Here is a 17,771-nt window from a genome sequence, read left to right as displayed (position 1 = left end):
ATCTATGGTACATAAATTAATAGAATGGTCGCTGCGAAACCGTTATATCGTTTTACTATTATCGGCAGGAATATTTGTATGGGGTATCATCTCTATTCAAAAAAATCCTATTGATGCTATTCCCGATTTATCTGAAAATCAGGTAATCGTATTTACAGAATGGATGGGACGTGCTCCACAGCTCGTTGAAGACCAGATCACCTATCCCTTGGTTACCAACCTTCAGGGATTGCCCAAAATTAAATATGTAAGAGCTGCTTCCATGTTTGGTATGAGTTTTATCTATGTCATTTTTGAAGATGATGTTGATGTATACTGGGCAAGATCAAGAGTACTGGAAAGGCTCAGTACTATTAGCAGCACCTTGCCCAAAGGAGTTGCCCCGCAATTAGGACCCGATGGAACTGGGGTTGGGCATATACTCTGGTATACTTTGGAGGCACCCGGTATTGACCTTGGCGAACAAAGAGCCCTACAAGACTGGTACGTCAAGTTTGCGTTGCAAAATGTTCCCGGAGTGAGTGAAATTGCTTCGTTTGGAGGATTTCAAAAAGAATACCAGGTTACCATTGATCCAAACAAACTGCTATATTATAAGCTGTCTGTCCCGGAGGTTATAAGTGCTGTACGTGCCAATAATAATGAAAGCGGCGGAAGAAAATTCGACATGAGTGATATTGGCTACATCATTAAGACATCCGGTTATCTGAAATCCATCAAAGAGATTGAGGATATTCCACTGAAAAACCAAAATGGTATTCCTATAAAAGTCAGCGATATAGGAACTGTTCAGATGAGCGGGGAAACCCGATTGGGAATCTTTGATCATAATGGTACTGGCGAAGTCGTTGGCGGTATAGTAGTGATGCGTTATGGTGAAAACGCAGATGCTGTAATTGATAATGTAAAAGAAAAAATGAAGGAAGTTGCTAAAGGGCTTCCAAAGGGGGTAAAATTCAATATTGTATATGACCGGGGGCATCTGATTAAAGAATCTATTGATTCGGTGAAGCGTACCTTAATTGAAGAAATGCTTGTAGTGTCGCTTATCGTTATTATTTTTCTTTTTCACTGGCGTAGTGCACTGAGTATTATCATCCAGATACCAATTACAATTGCAGCAAGTTTCATACTGCTCAATGCCTTTGACATATCCTCCAATATTATGTCACTTACAGGTATAGCACTTGCCATTGGAGTAATAGTTGACAATGGTATTATTATGAGTGAAAATGCCTACCAGCATCTCTCACAAAGGTATGCACAATGGGAATCTGAACAAAAAAATGAAACAAACTCTGATGAAAAGAATTAAAAATATATTTCGCAAAAAACCACAATGGATATCCGAAGAGGAAAGGCTCAAAATAATTGAGAAAAGTAGCAAGCAGGTTTCTCGTGGCGTATTCTTTGCCACTGTAATTATAATTACTTCTTTCTTACCTGTGTTTATGCTTACCGGACAGGAAGGAAAACTATTCCATCCTTTAGCTTATACAAAAACATTCATATTGATTGTGGATGCCCTCTTGGTACTTACATTAGCTCCGGTACTGATATCTTTTTTTATGAAAGGAAAATTCCGTCCAACCGATTCACATCCGGTAAATCGCTTTTTGGAAAGAGGTTATGAGCCAATTATACGCTGGGTTCTGAAATGGAGAAAAACAACTCTTGCAGTCAATATTCTTGCATTATTGATTTCTATACCATTATTGATGCGGCTGGGAACGGAGTTTATGCCTCCATTGGATGAGCAGAGTATTTTATTTATGCCTGTTACCCTTCCTGATGTATCTAATGGAGAAATCAAACGCATTTTGCAGGTCCAGGATAAAATAATCAAATCGGTTCCTGAAGTAGAAAGTGTTTTGGGAAAGGCAGGGCGAGCTAACACAGCTACGGATAATTCCCCAATGAGCATGATTGAAACCATTATCATGCTAAAACCAAAATCACAGTGGCGTGAAGGAATAGATAAAAAAGATATTATTAAGGAACTCGACACCAAACTCCAGATACCTGGTGTAGTAAACGGTTGGACACAGCCCATTATTAACCGAATCAATATGCTGGCAACAGGAATTCGTACCGATGTAGGAATTAAAGTCTACGGACAAAATCTCGACACCATTGCCCGTGTGTCTGAAAGGGTGAAAATGGCTTTAGAAGGAACTCCAGGAGTGTCTGATTTATTTGTAGATCCTATTACCGGAGGTAAATACCTTGATGTTGATGTTAATCGCCAGGAATTGGCCCGATATGGATTAACAGTAGATGATGTAAACCAAACGGTGGAATTTGCTTTAGGTGGTGCATCCATTGGTAATACTGTTGAAGGACGAAGACGTTTTTCAATAAGTGTGCGTATAGCGCAGGATTATAGAAATAGCGTGGAACGCATTAAACGCATTCCCTTACAGTCTCCAACCTTTGGAGAAGTACCTTTATCTGCCGTTGCTGATATTAAATTCGTAGATGGCCCGCCAATGATCAGTTCTGAAAATGCATTATTGCGTGGAGCTGTTATGTTCAATATACGGGATCGTGATATGGGAGGAACCGTACAGGAAGCCATGAAAAAATTGGAAAGCGCCAAAAACATACTTCCTGAAGGGTACTTTATAGAATGGAGCGGACAGTATGAGAACCTGATTAGCGGAGAAAAAACACTTAAAATCATTGCACCACTAGTATTGCTTATTATTTTCTTCGCCCTCTATTTTGCCTTTAATTCCCTTAGAGAAGCCTTTTTAAGCCTTATAACAGTTCCTTTTGCTTTAATTGGAGGTGCCTATATCATTTTTTTCTGGGATGTCAATCTATCAGTGGCGGTAGCGGTAGGTTTTATTGCCCTTTTTGGAATTGCCGTGGAAACCGGAATTGTGATGGTTATCTATCTCAATGATGCCATGGAGCAACTTATCAAGGCCAAAGGAAACTCAAGGGAAACCATCACTAAAGAAGATCTCAGGGAATATGTGGTACACGGCGCCGCAAAACGATTGCGCCCAAAGCTAATGACCGTCTGCGTTTCATTATTTGGCTTAGTACCTGTCCTGTGGTCCAATGGTGTTGGAATGGATGTAATGAAACCAATTGTATTGCCCATGATTGGCGGCGTATTTACCTCTGCCGTACATATCTTATTAGTAACCCCGCTTATTTTCCTAATGTCCAAAGAATATGAACTAAGAAAATATGGCAAACTTGAAGTACATGATGTCAAACATTAAAATACTGGCAGTACTATTGCTTTTACTGCCCATACAGCTATGGAGCCAGACCAAACAGGTCTTGTCTCTCGATACAATCCTTCAAAGGATTGATAAAAAAAATGTGCTCCTGCAAAGCTATAGTTTAAAGGCAGAAGGATACAAATACAGTGCTGATGCCGCAACAGCATGGATGGCACCAATGGTGGGTGTGGGAACCTTTATGACCCCTTATCCTTTTCAGGAAGTTATGGATGACCGCGACAAAGGATCTTTAATGTTCAGAATTGAACAGGACATCCCCAATGTAGGAAAGCTAAACAAGAAGAAAAAATTCATCCAGTCCCAAGGAAACATTGAGAACGCTACCCGTGCCGTTACCCTTAACGACTATAAATCGAAGGCCAAACAGCTCTACTACAGCTGGATGGTGGCCGAACAGCGAATGAAAGTTTTGGATCAGAACGAAAAGATAATGCTGACCATGAAAAAGATTGAGGAAGTGCGCTATCCCTACAACCAATCGCAATTGGGTAATGTATACAAGATCGACGCAAGGATTGAAGAAAACAAAAATATGGTCCGCATGCAGGAAGGTGAAATTGCAAAAGCAAGAGCATGGCTCAACAGCTTGATGAACCAGCCCGGCAATGCTGATTTTGCCATAGACACGAGTATTAATCCTGTCTTCAACCCAGCTTTACACGACACCACAAGCCTTGCAGGGGTACGTGGAGATATCAAGAAGATGGATGCTGGAATTGAATCGATGCAGCTTAGTATTGAGGCCATGAAAGCAGAAAAAAATCCCTCTTTTAAAATCCAGTTTGATCATATGAATTCTTTTGATAAAATGATGCCCAAAGCCTATTCGGTAATGGCAATGATGTCTATTCCTATTGCTCCCTGGTCATCAAAAATGTATAAATCAGATACCAAAGCAATGCAATATAATGTGCAGGCAATGGAGAAAGAGAAATCCGCCATGCTGCAGGAAACCCAGGGAATGTTGTACGGTATGCAATATGAAATACTGACCATGCAAAAAAGGATTTTGGGACTCGAAACAAAAATAATCCCTTCTATGCAAAAGTCCCTGGATGTAAACTTTCTGAACTATCAGGAAAACAAACTGCAGATTCCTGTAGTAATTGACTCCTGGGAAGCTTTAAATATGCTGCAGAATGACTTATTGGATGAAAAATTAAAACTATATCAAATGATTGTCGATTATGAAAAAGAACTCTATCGCTAAGTTACTCGCATTGTTATTCGTTTCGATATTATTACTGAATGCCTGCAACAAGACAACCAAGCCCAACCATACACCTGAAGATCAGCATGGTGCAGGCCAGCAATATACTTGCCCAATGCATCCCGAGGTTGTAAAGGATAAGCCCGGCAGCTGTCCAATATGCGGGATGGAATTGGTGCCAAAACATACCCCAGGCACGGAAACAGCCATAGACAGCGGGCTGAAGCACCTTTTAAAACCCGTCAACCAGCAGGTCATTTCTAATATCTCTGTTATAAAACCTGAGCGTGGCACTAAAATATTCTCCATACAGGTGCAAGGAGTTATCACCTACGATACCCGTGAGCAGACCAGCATTTCCAGCAGGGTAAGCGGAAGGATTGAGCGCCTGCTGATTAAGTACAATTACCAGCCCGTAAAAAAAGGACAGCTAATCATGGAAATCTATTCACCTGACCTCGCTGCCGCGCAAAGAGAATTGTTGTTTATTTATCAATCCGATGCAAACAATCCGATGCTTCAAAAAGCAAAAGAGAGACTGTCTCTGCTAGGTATGCAGCAGAAACAAATACAACAGGTATTAAAGACAGGTACAATTTCCTATCGCATTCCCGTTTACAGTAATGCCACCGGGTACATCTTAGACAATACTGCAAGAGCAAGCGCCTCTAGAGCAGCTCCGGCAGCTTCGCCTCAAAATGCATCATCAGATGATGGCATGGGCGCTATGGGTTCAAGTGGCAATGCAGCAACAAGTAGCGCACCTGCACCTGCTGCCCCTGCTATTATGCTAAGAGAAGGGCAATATATTGGTGCTGGACAATCACTCTTTACAATCTATACCAACAAAAACCTTATCGCTGAGTTTGCTTTTGATCCATCGGTATCCCCCCAGATTAAAAAAGGACAAAAACTGGTGTTTTATGAACCATCAGATAAGCAAACTGTATATACTGGTATTATCGGACTCATTCAGCCCGTCTTTAAAGAGGGAAGCAACTTTACTATAGCAAGGATTTATTTGCAGGATAATAAATTTCAGACCGGAAAATTAGTAACTGCAGCCGTTCCTATTGTCAGTAAAGGCTGGTGGCTTCCGCAAAGTGCCGTTCTCAATCTAGGTAATAAATCCATCGTTTTCAAAAGAGAAAAGGACGTATTTGTTCCCAGAGAAGTTAAAACGAAAAACAATGCTGATGGAATGGTCCTAATAGATCAAGACATCAGTGATTGGGGTATTGCCAGCAATGCGGCCTATATGATAGACAGTGAGAGTTTTATCAAGATAGCTTCAGAAAATAAATTAAAAAATTAAGTCATGAACAGTAAATTAATAATTCGTACTATTTTGCTCATTGCAATGGTTTTTCCACTTCTATTTACAGCATGTGCCCAAAAAGAAGAAAAAAAAGTCAGTCAGGAAAAAGCTCAAACCTATACCTGCCCCATGCATCCGCAAATTGTAAAAGATAGTCCTGGCTCATGCCCAATCTGTGGAATGGATTTAGTGCCCTTCGAAAAAAACAGCGCACAGGACTTTCTAACCTTGGGACCTAGTCAGCAAGCTCTAGCCAATCTGACTACAATAACTGCAGGGGAAAATGAATTTTCAAATTCTTCCCGTCTAAACGGGCGTCTGGTCACTGACCCTGAGCAAACTGTTTACATCTCAAGCCTGGTTGCAGGAAGGATTGAAGAGTTGTATGTAAAAGAAACTGGTGTTCCCGTTCGAAAAGGACAGCCTTTATACAGCATATATTCAGAACAGCTTTCAGCCCTGCAACAGGAGTATCTTCTTGCCACAGCACAGGCTGCAAGCTTTACAGAGGATAAACGCTTTGCCCAAATAAAAAATGCTGCAAAACAAAAACTATTATTGTATGGACAATCTGAAACCCAGCTTCAGGTATTAATCAGAAAACAAAAAGCATCACCTTATGTTGTTTATTATGCCCCTAATTCAGGAATAGTTGCGGAACTTTCCATTACGGAAGGCCAATATGTAGCAGAAGGAGCCTCTATTATGAAATTAGAAGATTATAATCGTTTATGGGTCGAAGCTGATGTTTATCCAGCCGATGCAGGTAAAATTAAAACCGGCCAAAAGGTTAAAGTTATAATCTCGGGTTATGAAGATCAGCCCCAAACAATGACCGTAGATTTTATAAATCCTGCCCTGCAGACAAGCAAGCAGTTAATACAGCTGCGCGGTACTATTGCCAATCCAAACAATCAATGGCAGGCAGGTCAGCAGGCAATTGTTTTACTGCCTTCCTCAGAACAGAAAATGAAATTGACAATACCTGTGGATGCTGTTATAAGAGACGGCAGCGGCACACATGTTTGGATTGAAATCGAAAAAGGCAAATATCAGCCTAGAATGGTGGCGATTGGTTCGGAAACCTTCGATGAAGTCGAAATTACCAGCGGCTTAAAAAAAGGCGATGTCGTTGTTGCATCCGGAGCCTATCTCCTGTACAGTGAATTTATATTAAAGAAGGGCAAAAACCCAATGTCAGGAATGAAAATGTAATAACCAATCTCACAACAGACGATGAAAAAAATAACCAAAATAGGAATCCCAATAGTATCAATCTTCTTACTTATTGCCTGCGGTAATAATGAAAACAAAAAGCAAGAGAATCCTCAGGATAGTGAAACTTCAGTCCAAATTTCAAAGGAACCCGAAATCAGGATAAATGATGATGTATTAAACGCGATATACAGCCAGTATGCCAATTTAACAGTAGCCCTTGCCCAGGATAATCTGGCGGAAGCAAAACTGGCGGCCAATGCGATTGAAGCGGGAGCAAGGGAAATCAGCAACAACAGCAATCTTGCAGAAAGTGCCGCAGCAATCGTTTCAGCTCCTGATATCAATAAGCAGCGGGCTGCCTATTCTAAACTAAGTGATGAAATGGTTGCCTTGCTAAAAAAAGCAGGAATGGCTCAGGCTGAACTATACGTTGAATATTGTCCCATGGCTTTCGACAATAAAGGAGCTGTATGGATTAGTTCTACGAAAGAAGTGCGTAATCCTTACTTTGGAGAAAAAATGCTCAACTGTGGTGAGGTGAAAGAAATAATTAAATAATAAGAATCTAAATACATAACTATTTGTAATTATTTTTCATTGCTTAACAATAGGCTGTAACAGCTGATGAACAACAAGCCGTTTTAAGTAAATTAAAATTACAGGTTTACTAAAAAAAAAACTAACTTTCTATATACCAAACAAATAACACTTCTAAACTGTAAAAAAACAACCTTATGACACACACCTATACAATATCGGGAATGACTTGCGATGGATGTCGTACAAAAGTAGAAAAAACATTAAATGCAGTGGAGGGAATAAAAGCAAATGTTACTTTAGATCCCCCATTGGCAACCATTATAATGGAAAAACATATTGCGACCGAGCAACTGCAGCAAGCATTGACTGCCGTTGGAAAGTACACCATTGAAATGACCCACAACACTCATTCGCAAGAAAAAACAGCCGAGAAATCATGCTGTGGTACTGCTAGCGATCAGGATCATAAAAAGTTGGCTGTGCCTCATAATGATGCGGGCGGGCAATACTCTTGCCCGATGCATTGTGAAGGAGATAAAATGTATGATAAACCGGGAGATTGTCCTGTATGCGGAATGCATTTGGTACAAGAACCAGCTGCGGTTCAGGCACTGCAATACACATGCCCGATGCATCCGGAAATTATAACCAATGCGCCAGGTTCATGTCCTATTTGCGGGATGGATCTAGTACCAATGGAACCAAGCGAAAGCGAAGAACAAAGGATTTATAAGGGTTTGGTTAAGAAAATGAAAATAGCGGTTGTATTTACAGTTCCTATTTTCGCCATTGCCATGATAGAAATGGCACACAACAATCCTTTACTCGGGCTAATGGATGCGGCTAAATGGAATTGGGTACAGCTTATTTTATCACTTCCTGTTGTCTTTTATGCCTGTTGGGTATTTTTTGTACGAGCATGGAAATCAATAATTACATGGAATTTAAATATGTTTACCCTTATCGGAATTGGTACAGGAGTGGCATTTTTATTTAGTTTAGTTGGAATGTTTTTTCCAGACATTTTTCCAAGTGAATTTAAGACCCAGCACGGGACAGTACTATTATACTTCGAGGCCACAACAGTTATTCTAACTTTGGTTTTGTTAGGACAATTGCTTGAGGCCAGGGCGCACAGTCAAACCAGTGGCGCTATAAAAGAATTGTTAAAATTGGCTCCTACCGAAGCTACTTTGGTAATTGATGGCGTTGATAAAGTAATCTCAATCCATGATATCAAAAAAGGTGATTTATTACGGGTAAAACCCGGAGATAAAATTCCTGTGGATGGAAAAATAACCGATGGTGAAAGTACAATAGACGAATCGATGATTACCGGCGAACCTATTCCTGTAGATAAAAAAATAGGCGATATGGTATCTTCAGGAACTATAAACGGAAACAAATCATTTATCATGATTGCCGAAAAAGTTGGTTCGGAAACCTTGCTTTCGCAAATTATACAAATGGTTAATAATGCAAGCCGTTCCAGAGCACCAATTCAGAAATTAGCCGATAGTATTGCTAAATATTTTGTACCAATTGTTGTTGTAATTTCCATTCTTACCTTTTTTATTTGGGCGAAATTTGGTCCCGAACCGGCATTGGTCTATGGTTTTATAAATGCCATTGCGGTACTAATTATTGCCTGTCCCTGTGCTTTAGGACTGGCAACCCCTATGTCTGTAATGGTAGGAGTTGGAAAAGGCGCTCAATCGGGAATTCTGATAAAAAATGCCGAAGCTTTAGAAAAAATGGATAAGGTAAATGTTCTGATTACTGATAAAACAGGAACAATTACAGAAGGGAAACCTTCGGTAGAAAAAATTGTTGCATTTCAATATTCAGAAGATGAACTGTTGCAATACATTGCGTCTTTAAATCAGTATAGCGAACATCCTTTAGCACAAGCAGTAGTAAAATTTGCAAAAGCTAAGAATGTCTCTTTAACGAAAGTCGATAATTTTGAAAATATTGCAGGAAAAGGAGTTATTGGAACTGCTATTGATAAAAAGATCGCATTAGGGAATAAAAAATTAATGGAGCAAGTAGGCGCAGCTATTTCTGCCACAATTGAAGAGAAAATTATTGCCGAACAAAAATTAGGAAAAACAGTTTCTTATATCGCTGTGGATAATAACGTAGTGGGATTTGTAACGATAACCGATGCTATAAAAGAAACCAGTGCTGCTGCTATAAAAGAATTAATGAGTCAAGGAGTTGAAGTAATTATGCTTACGGGAGATAATGTAAATACTGCCAAAGCTGTTGCTGACGAGTTGCATTTAACCTCTTTCCAAGCAGGTTGTTTACCGGAAGACAAATTAAAAGTAATAGAAAAATTACAAGCTGAAGGAAAAGTTGTTGCTATGGCAGGAGATGGTATAAACGATGCGCCAGCTTTGGCACAATCGGACATTGGCATTGCGATGGGAACAGGAACAGATGTTGCGATAGAAAGTGCCAAGATTACTTTGGTAAAAGGAGATTTGCAAGGAATTGTAAAAGCAAAAAATCTGAGCCACGCTGTAATGAGCAACATCAAGCAAAACCTGTTCTTTGCTTTTATATATAATGTCTTAGGTGTACCAGTTGCTGCGGGAGTTTTATATCCGTTTTTCGGAATATTACTTTCTCCTATGATTGCTGCCCTGGCAATGAGTTTTAGCTCGGTATCTGTTATTGTCAATGCATTGCGATTGAGAAACTTAAAACTCTAAAGAAAAATAATTTATTATAAAAACAAATGACCAATCTAGGACAAATTATTCTGCAGTATAAAAACGATAACGAAAGTGTCTACAATAACTGGTTTATAGATAACAACCAACGGTTAAAGGCATTTCGGACTATAAGACGCGGTGTTTTACAAGTCATTGAGGATATTAAAAAGAAAACCTTTCCTAATGATTTTAAAGAAAGCAGCTTAGAATTTGTTCTGAGTTGCATTGCTGAACAAAAACAAGTCTTTGCAGGGGTTTCCCATCCGTTTTATTGGAAACCCAAATTACGCATTCCTGATATCTATGAAAATCAAAACAATAAATTGGCTTTCGGTCAATTCCTTGAAAATTGTATCAATGCCAAGTCTGAAGAGCAGGTTGTAAAAGAAATCATAAAACTCGATGAATTAAAAATTAAAGGATTAGGGCCTGCGGTTGCCAGTATTTTGTATTTCATACACCCAACCTGGTTCCCGCCATTCAACACTGCTATTCTCAATGGTTTTAATTTTCTTTTTAAAGACAAAAAAAAATTGGGAAGCTGGACAGAATATCTTAAAATAAGAGAAACTTTGATGGAAACTAACACTTTGCATAAATCTCAGCTGTCAAATGATTTGGGTGCCATTGCAGGATTGTGTTTTGAAATTGGAACTCAGAAAATGCTAATCGGTAACGATGAATATTTAAGCGAGGCAGAACGTTCAAAATTCGAAAAAAACGTATACAAGCGTCAAAAAGAAATACTCGAAGAAAAACTTGAGGAAAATCTGCATAGTGAGATGCAATACCATCTGCTAAAAATAGGTATTTCTCTAGGTTTCGATGTTACCCCGGCAAGCAATGATAAAAACAAATCATTTAATGGACAAAATTTCTCATTTATTTCACTGGTAAAATTCCCTGAGTTGCCTACTGACAAGGACACTCAAAATACCATCAAGCTTATTGATGTGCTCTGGTTCGAAAAAGGCACAAACAAAATTATAGGTGCCTTTGAAGTAGAAAAGAGCACTAGTATCTACTCCGGCATACTGCGCTTGTCTGACCTCTACTTTAGTATTTCAAGCGGACAGGAAGTTTTTTATATTATTATTCCCAATAACAGGGAAAAGGATGTAGTGCTTCAGCTAAATAGGCCCGTTATAAAAAACTCGAAAATGAATATACAATATATCCTGTTTTCTGAATTAAGAGCTAATTGTGATGCTATCTGTAACTTTGGAACCGACCATTCGGTAATGGAAAAAATATCAAAATCAATTTAAAATTAAAAAACTATGAAAAAAATAATTCTATTAAGCTTCATTATAATACAATCGTTATCAATTTCGGCACAGGAAAAAGTTCAAATTAAGCTTACTTCTGCAAGCCCTTCAGCAACATTTCAACAAGAAATTGGAAGCTCAACAATTAAAATGGCCTATAGCAGACCCCTGGCAAGAGAACGAAAAATATTTGGTGAATTGGTGCCCTTTGGTAAACTATGGCGAACAGGTGCCAGTGACTGCACGACCATCAGTACTAATGAGGACATCACCTTTGGAGAAAATATTTTAAAAACAGGAACCTATTCTATATTTTCAATTCCTTCTGAAAATGAGTGGACTATCATCATAAATAGTGATATTACTTTACATGGAGAAACTGGCTATGATGAGAAAAAAGATGTTATGCGTTTTACCGTACCCACAGAAAAAACGACTAATTTTTACGAAACTTTTACTATCGAATTAAACGATATCAATAGTAAAGGGGAAGGTTTCCTTAAAATAGAATGGGAAAATACCATGGTTAAAATACCAATGAAAAGCAAAGCTGACAAAGAAATTTTAGCCCTAATTGACCAATATATCATCAAAGAGAAAAGCCACGATGCCAATTTATTATTTCAGGCTGCAAATTATTATTCCTCTACCAACCGAGATAGTAATCAGGCCATAGCCTGGCTACTTGAAGCTGAAAAATTAGATCCGGAAAATTTTTATTATCCCAGCTTGAGACAAAAACTATCGGCAGGACAGAAAGATTATCCCAACGCTATTGCAGCTGCAAAAAAAGCGCTGGTCATTGCAGAGCAGAAAAAAATGAAAAGTGCAGAAAAATTAAAAAAACAAATTATCGAGTGGGAATTATTACTTAAAAGCAAATAAATATTAAACTCTTACAGTATCACATTGAAAAATACAATCACGGAAAAAATCCCGGCCATTTAAGGTAATGCTGTGTTAAAGTAACATTAGACTTGTGGTTTGGGAAATCGATTAATATAAATAACTTTTAAAGCTAAAAATATGAAAATGGAACACGTAACACAGCAGCATTCAAAAGAGATAGACTCCAAAATGTACAAAAAATTAGCCATTATGATAGTATTATCATTTATTTCTATGTACATACTAATGTATTCGATGGTCGATATTTTTGCTAATGTCATTCCCAATGTAAACCAATTTTACATGGCAGGACTAATGACTATGCCAATGCTGATTATTGAGATTACAGTAATGGATAGTATGTACATGAATAAAAAATGGAACATAGTATTGCTTACCACAGGCAGCCTTGCCGCAATCATTTTTTTTTCCTGCATAAGAGAGCAAGCAGCTGTTGGAGATAAACAATTTTTAAAATCGATGATACCACATCATGCAGCAGCAATACTAATGGCTAAAGAGGCTTCCCTTCACGATCCGGAAATAAGTCAACTTGCCCAAGACATTATAAAAGCACAACAAACTGAAATTGCTCAAATGAAAGCAAAGTTGAAAGAGATGAAAAAAAAATAATAGAACACTATTCTTTAAAAAAGCAATATGAAAAATATACTGACAATACTCGTATTTATTATGCTTCCTGTCCTAATTCAGGCGCAGGATATGAAAATGGCAATAGATAAAAAGCCTGTCAAAGAAGAGTCGAATCCCACTACCTATACTTGTCCCATGCATCCCGATATCCATGAATCCAAACCGGGAAAATGCCCAAAGTGCGGCATGGCATTAGTGAAAGAAAAGTCTAAAACCACTAAGCCGAAGGCAGGTGCAAAACCTAAAGCTGCAACTCCTGTTAAAGAGGAAATGCCTAAAAAGGCTAAATCTTCCTCTGCGGATAACATCGATATGCACCAGGCGCATGATATGACAAACATGGAAAAGAAAACAGTAGATCCCCCAGTAAAAAAAATGATGGTAAATGATGAGCCACCTAAAGTTGTAAGGTACGATTTATATGTTCGCGATACGGTGGTAAATTTTTCAGGGAAATCAAAAAGAGCAATAGCGGTAAATGGCCAGATACCAATGCCTACATTAACCTTTACAGAAGGTGATACCGCAGAAATTTATGTCCATAATGAACTTGACGAAGAAACCTCATTACACTGGCATGGTTTGTTTCTACCCAATAAAGAAGATGGAGTGCCTAACCTTACCCAAATGCCTATAAAAGCGCACAGTACCTACAAATATTCTTTTCCCATCAGGCAGCATGGGACCCATTGGTATCATAGCCACTCGGGATTGCAGGAACAAATAGGAATGTATGGATCTTTTGTGATGAACAAACGAAACTCCGATCCGAATTTTCGCCAGGGAATAGACAATCTTCCCACAATTCCGATTGTGCTGAGCGAATGGACCGATATCAACCCGGAGAACGTTCATAGAATGCTCCATAATGCCTCGGATTGGTTTGCGATAAAAAAAGGCACGACCCAAAGTTATGGCGAAGCTATAAAACAAGGCTATTTAAAAACCAAGGTCCGCAATGAGTGGAAGCGTATGAACGCTATGGATGTAAGCGATGTCTATTATGAGAAATTTTTAATTAATGGGAAAAACGAAAGCCAGCTTTCGCAGTTCAAAACCGGTGATAAGGTAAGATTACGCGTCTCTAATGGCGGTGCATCCAGTAATTTTTGGCTTACGTATGCCGGAGGCAAAATTACAGTAGTGGCCAGTGATGGCAATGATGTTGAGCCGGTTGAGGTAGATCGTTTGCTTATCGCAGTTTCCGAAACTTATGACCTTGTTTTAACCATTCCGGCGGAAAACACCTCTTATGAGTTTTTAGCCACACCGGAAGACCGGACAAAATCAGCATCACTATACATTGGAAATGGCATCAGACAGCTCACCTCCCCTTTACCCAAACTGAAATACTTTGAAGGGATGCAAATGATGAACGATATGATGAAAATGAATGGAGACCTAAATGATATGGGGATGAAGATGTCGCTGAATCAGATGGATATGAACTCGGTAATGTATCCTGAAATTACAGGCCCACAAACAAAAGGAAGTAATGATATGCCAATGGATATGGACAAAGAAGAAACCAAATTGGATGCCCCTGATAAAATGCATGACATGCACAATATGGAAAATAAGTACAATGCCAATGCCCTTGCCGATATTGTGACATTAAATTATGCGATGCTAAAATCTCCTACAAGCACGGCATTGTCAAAAGATGCGCCCGTAAGGGAACTCAAATTCGAGCTTACGGGAAATATGAACCGCTATGTGTGGAGCCTGGATAACAAAGTTGTTTCCGAAGCTGATAAAATCCTGATCAAGAAGGGAGAAATTTTACGTATTATTCTGCATAATAATTCAATGATGCGGCATCCAATGCATTTGCATGGACATGATTTCAGGGTAATCAATGGGCAAGGTGATTTTGCGCCATTGAAAAACATCATCGACATCATGCCAATGGAAACAGATATTATTGAATTCGCCGCAAGCGAAGATGGTGGCGACTGGTTTTTCCACTGTCACATTCTCTACCATATGATGGCTGGTATGGGCAGAATTTTTTCTTATGAAGATTCACCTCCAAATCCAGAAATACCAGACCCTAAACTGGCTCAGCGAAAATTGTTTGCTGATGATAGAGAATTCCATTTCATGGCTGAAAACGATTTTGCTACTAATGGAAACGATGGCGAAGCAATGTATCAGGGGACACGCTGGAGTATAGGGACCGAATGGAGATTAGGCTACAATGATATGCATGGCTATGAAACTGAAACACATATTGGACGCTATATTGGAAAAATGCAATGGCTAATGCCATTTATAGGATTTGACTGGAGATATAGAAAAATGGGAGAAGATGAACAGGAAAGAAATCTCTTTGGACAAAAAAATACTAAAGATAAACGTGCAGTGGCGAGTCTAGGGGTCAACTATACCCTTCCTATGTTAATAGTAGCACAAGCCGAAGTTTTCACGGATGGTAAAGTCAGATTACAGTTTGAACGCAAGGACATCCCGGTCTCTAAGAGGCTTAGAATGAATTTGATGTGGAATACAGACAAGGAATATATGGCCGGTCTACGCTATATAATAACCCGATGGGGTTCCCTTTCCTCTCATTACGATAGCGATATGGGCTTTGGTGCCGGATTTATTCTCAATTACTAAATTTTGGCTGGCCGTTAAAATTTTTAATTCAGGTGCAGCCTTACAATGATATGACAGTCCGCTGTCCAGCCATTATGGGGTGTGGCAGTTACTATTAGCATGAGGGTTCATCTAGTTCTTAAAATTTTGAAAATCCAAATGGAAATTTTGTAACTAAAAAGTCTAATATACTTGTACATTGTCATAAAAAATTACAATAATATTAACTTATAAATAACAATTATGAAAAAATATGCAATAATCGCATTTGTCATCCTTTTTTCATTGGCAGGATGCAAAAAAGAAACAGCTACCCAAACAACTAAAACTGAAATGCCGGCATCCGATTCTAACGACACTTCAGTTGAAAGTGCAAGTGCAGGCGTAGCAAATAACACAATAATGGAGGCAATGAAGAGCATGATGGACAGGATGCACCAGATGCAAAAAAAAGGAAATATAGATTACGACTTGGCCATGAACATGAAAGAGCATCATAAAGGAGCTATCGATATGGCAACTGCAGAGCTCAATTCTGGAACTGATGAAAAGCTAAAAGCGATGGCCGGCAAAATGAAAGAGGCCCAGCAAAAGGAAATAACGAGTCTTGACAAAATGATTTCAAAATTCAATGGCCAGACAAGTAATTACGACCCTTCGAAAACCGATAACGGATTAGGCAAGGCTATTATGGACAACATGCAGGAAATGATGCGACTACCAGAAGCTACAGGTACAGTGGATAAGGATTTTGCAACAATGATGATCAAGCATCATAAGGATGGGATAAAGATGGGTGAACACATTCTTCAGTATTCAAAAAGCGCAGAGTTTAAAACGATGACAATGAAAATGATAGCTGACCAGAAAAAGGAAATAGAAGACCTGGAAAAATGGCTGTCAGCAAATCAATAATTTTAAGATCAGAATATTATGTCACACCAAGTATACCAACAGTGTATCGAGGAATGCCTCGATTGTGCCATAGCTTGCGACCACTGTGCAACAGAATGTTTAAAAGAAAAGGATGTAAACCATTTAGCGAAATGCATCCAAACTGATTTAGAATGTGCAGCATTTTGCCGTGCAGCCGCCTCTATTATGAGCCTGGGAAGTATCCGAAGTGCAGAACTATGCAGACTGTGTGCCGATGCATGCAATCAATGTGCTAATGAGTGCGATAAACATGCAGAGATGGGTATGGAACATTGCCGTAAATGCGCTGTAGCGTGCAGAAAATGCGCTGAAGCTTGTTTGGCAATGATGAATTAATTTAAATATATAATATTATGAAAAAGACTATTGTACTGCTGGCAATGACCATTGTTGGGCTTTGTTCATGCTCCAATGATGACGATAACAAGGCGATCCAGCTGCAGTCTCATGACAGCAATAAAATGATGCAAAAAATGCACACCATGATGACAGAAATGGATGGCATGACAATGAAAGACGATCCGGATATCGATTTTGCCACGATGATGATCATGCACCATCAGGGAGCAATTGATATGGCAAACCTTGAGCTGCAGGAAGGCACCAATACAGAAATGAAAGCCAAAGCAAAAACTATTATTGATGCGCAGCAAAAGGAGATACAGCAGCTGCAATCCATTCTTTCAGGTCTGATATTAGATAACACCGATGCAAATTTTTCCACCGAGTTGATGATGTCGATGAAAAAGATGGGTACTGATGCCGATACCCAATTAATTACAGGGGATATTGACAACGATTTTGCTACAATGATGATAGTTCATCATCAGGCTGCTCTGGATAATGCTTCGGCATACATACATCACGGTAGCAATGTGGAATTAAACACAATGGCAAAAATGATGGTTGACCTCCAAACAAAGGAAATCATCGAGTTGGCTCAGTGGCTCATTGAAAATCGCAGATAAGCAAAAAGAACTTACTTTTCAGAATATCTTTGAGGGATAAAACCTGTGTATCTTTGGTGAATTTTCGAATTAGCATTATATTAATACTTTAGGTCATAAAGAAGTAAAAATAGCAGAAATTCATAATTATAAGTAAACTTCTGAAAGGCTAACTTACAAAAATCACATTTGCACGAAACAATGGACT

Annotated in this window: 14 protein-coding genes; all 14 read left to right on the top strand. The window is 38.9% G+C overall.

Translation table 11 applies throughout. The features are described 5' to 3' along the window. The first annotated feature begins 4 nt into the window (after positions 1-4). The 14 genes from ABEB31_RS11930 (at position 5) to ABEB31_RS11865 (ending at position 17,584) form a co-directional block, all read left to right on the top strand. Complete coding sequence (locus tag ABEB31_RS11930; RefSeq protein ID WP_089055911.1) at positions 5-1,315, top strand: efflux RND transporter permease subunit; 1,311 nt, start codon at positions 5-7, stop codon at positions 1,313-1,315. Then, entirely contained in the window at positions 1,233-3,236 is a 2,004-nt protein-coding gene (locus tag ABEB31_RS11925; RefSeq protein ID WP_347051859.1) for an efflux RND transporter permease subunit, read from the top strand. Before ABEB31_RS11930 ends, ABEB31_RS11925 begins: the two co-directional genes overlap by 83 nt. Then, positions 3,220-4,470 carry a TolC family protein gene (locus tag ABEB31_RS11920; RefSeq protein WP_347051858.1) on the top strand — a complete coding sequence of 417 codons (1,251 nt, stop codon included), beginning with the start codon at positions 3,220-3,222 and terminating at the stop codon, positions 4,468-4,470. The genes ABEB31_RS11925 and ABEB31_RS11920 overlap by 17 nt, the downstream gene beginning before the upstream one ends. Beyond that, the gene (locus tag ABEB31_RS11915; RefSeq protein ID WP_347051857.1) at positions 4,448-5,785 is read left to right on the top strand and encodes a heavy metal-binding domain-containing protein; all 1,338 of its coding nucleotides are present in this window, start codon (positions 4,448-4,450) and stop codon (positions 5,783-5,785) included. The genes ABEB31_RS11920 and ABEB31_RS11915 overlap by 23 nt, the downstream gene beginning before the upstream one ends. A 3-nt stretch (positions 5,786-5,788) precedes the next feature. Then, positions 5,789-7,003: an efflux RND transporter periplasmic adaptor subunit gene (locus ABEB31_RS11910; RefSeq protein WP_347051856.1), complete on the top strand. Its 1,215-nt coding sequence runs from the start codon at positions 5,789-5,791 to the stop codon at positions 7,001-7,003. A 21-nt stretch (positions 7,004-7,024) separates the two neighbouring features. Continuing rightward, positions 7,025-7,564, top strand: coding sequence for a DUF3347 domain-containing protein (locus ABEB31_RS11905; protein ID WP_347051855.1), 540 nt, complete (start codon positions 7,025-7,027; stop codon positions 7,562-7,564). 176 nt (positions 7,565-7,740) lie between these two features. After that, positions 7,741-10,266: a heavy metal translocating P-type ATPase gene (locus ABEB31_RS11900; RefSeq protein ID WP_347051854.1), complete on the top strand. Its 2,526-nt coding sequence runs from the start codon at positions 7,741-7,743 to the stop codon at positions 10,264-10,266. A 26-nt stretch (positions 10,267-10,292) separates the two neighbouring features. Next, positions 10,293-11,537: a hypothetical protein gene (locus ABEB31_RS11895; protein ID WP_347051853.1), complete on the top strand. Its 1,245-nt coding sequence runs from the start codon at positions 10,293-10,295 to the stop codon at positions 11,535-11,537. 12 nt (positions 11,538-11,549) lie between these two features. Beyond that, complete coding sequence (locus tag ABEB31_RS11890; RefSeq protein WP_347051852.1) at positions 11,550-12,422, top strand: DUF2911 domain-containing protein; 873 nt, start codon at positions 11,550-11,552, stop codon at positions 12,420-12,422. Between the two features lie 147 nt (positions 12,423-12,569). Then, positions 12,570-13,058 carry a DUF305 domain-containing protein gene (locus tag ABEB31_RS11885; RefSeq protein ID WP_229684341.1) on the top strand — a complete coding sequence of 163 codons (489 nt, stop codon included), beginning with the start codon at positions 12,570-12,572 and terminating at the stop codon, positions 13,056-13,058. A gap of 27 nt (positions 13,059-13,085) precedes the next feature. Further along, positions 13,086-15,701 (top strand): multicopper oxidase domain-containing protein, encoded by a 2,616-nt coding sequence (locus ABEB31_RS11880; RefSeq protein ID WP_163394705.1) that lies wholly within the window; start codon positions 13,086-13,088, stop codon positions 15,699-15,701. A gap of 222 nt (positions 15,702-15,923) precedes the next feature. Beyond that, on the top strand, positions 15,924-16,595 hold the full coding sequence (locus ABEB31_RS11875) for a DUF305 domain-containing protein (protein ID WP_347051851.1): 672 nt from the start codon (positions 15,924-15,926) through the stop codon (positions 16,593-16,595). Between the two features lie 18 nt (positions 16,596-16,613). Beyond that, a complete protein-coding gene (locus tag ABEB31_RS11870) occupies positions 16,614-16,952 on the top strand; it encodes a four-helix bundle copper-binding protein (protein WP_163394703.1) in 339 nt (112 codons plus the stop codon). Positions 16,953-16,969: 17 nt separating this feature from the next. Next, positions 16,970-17,584, top strand: a complete 615-nt coding sequence (locus ABEB31_RS11865) for a DUF305 domain-containing protein (RefSeq protein WP_163394702.1) — start codon at positions 16,970-16,972, stop codon at positions 17,582-17,584. Positions 17,585-17,771: the final 187 nt, after the last annotated feature.

This window comes from Flavobacterium olei (assembly GCF_039749035.1).
GTDB classification, from domain to species: domain Bacteria; phylum Bacteroidota; class Bacteroidia; order Flavobacteriales; family Flavobacteriaceae; genus Flavobacterium; species Flavobacterium olei.
The sequence above is the reverse complement of the archived record's forward strand: the minus strand, read 5'-3'. Positions and strand labels throughout refer to the sequence as shown.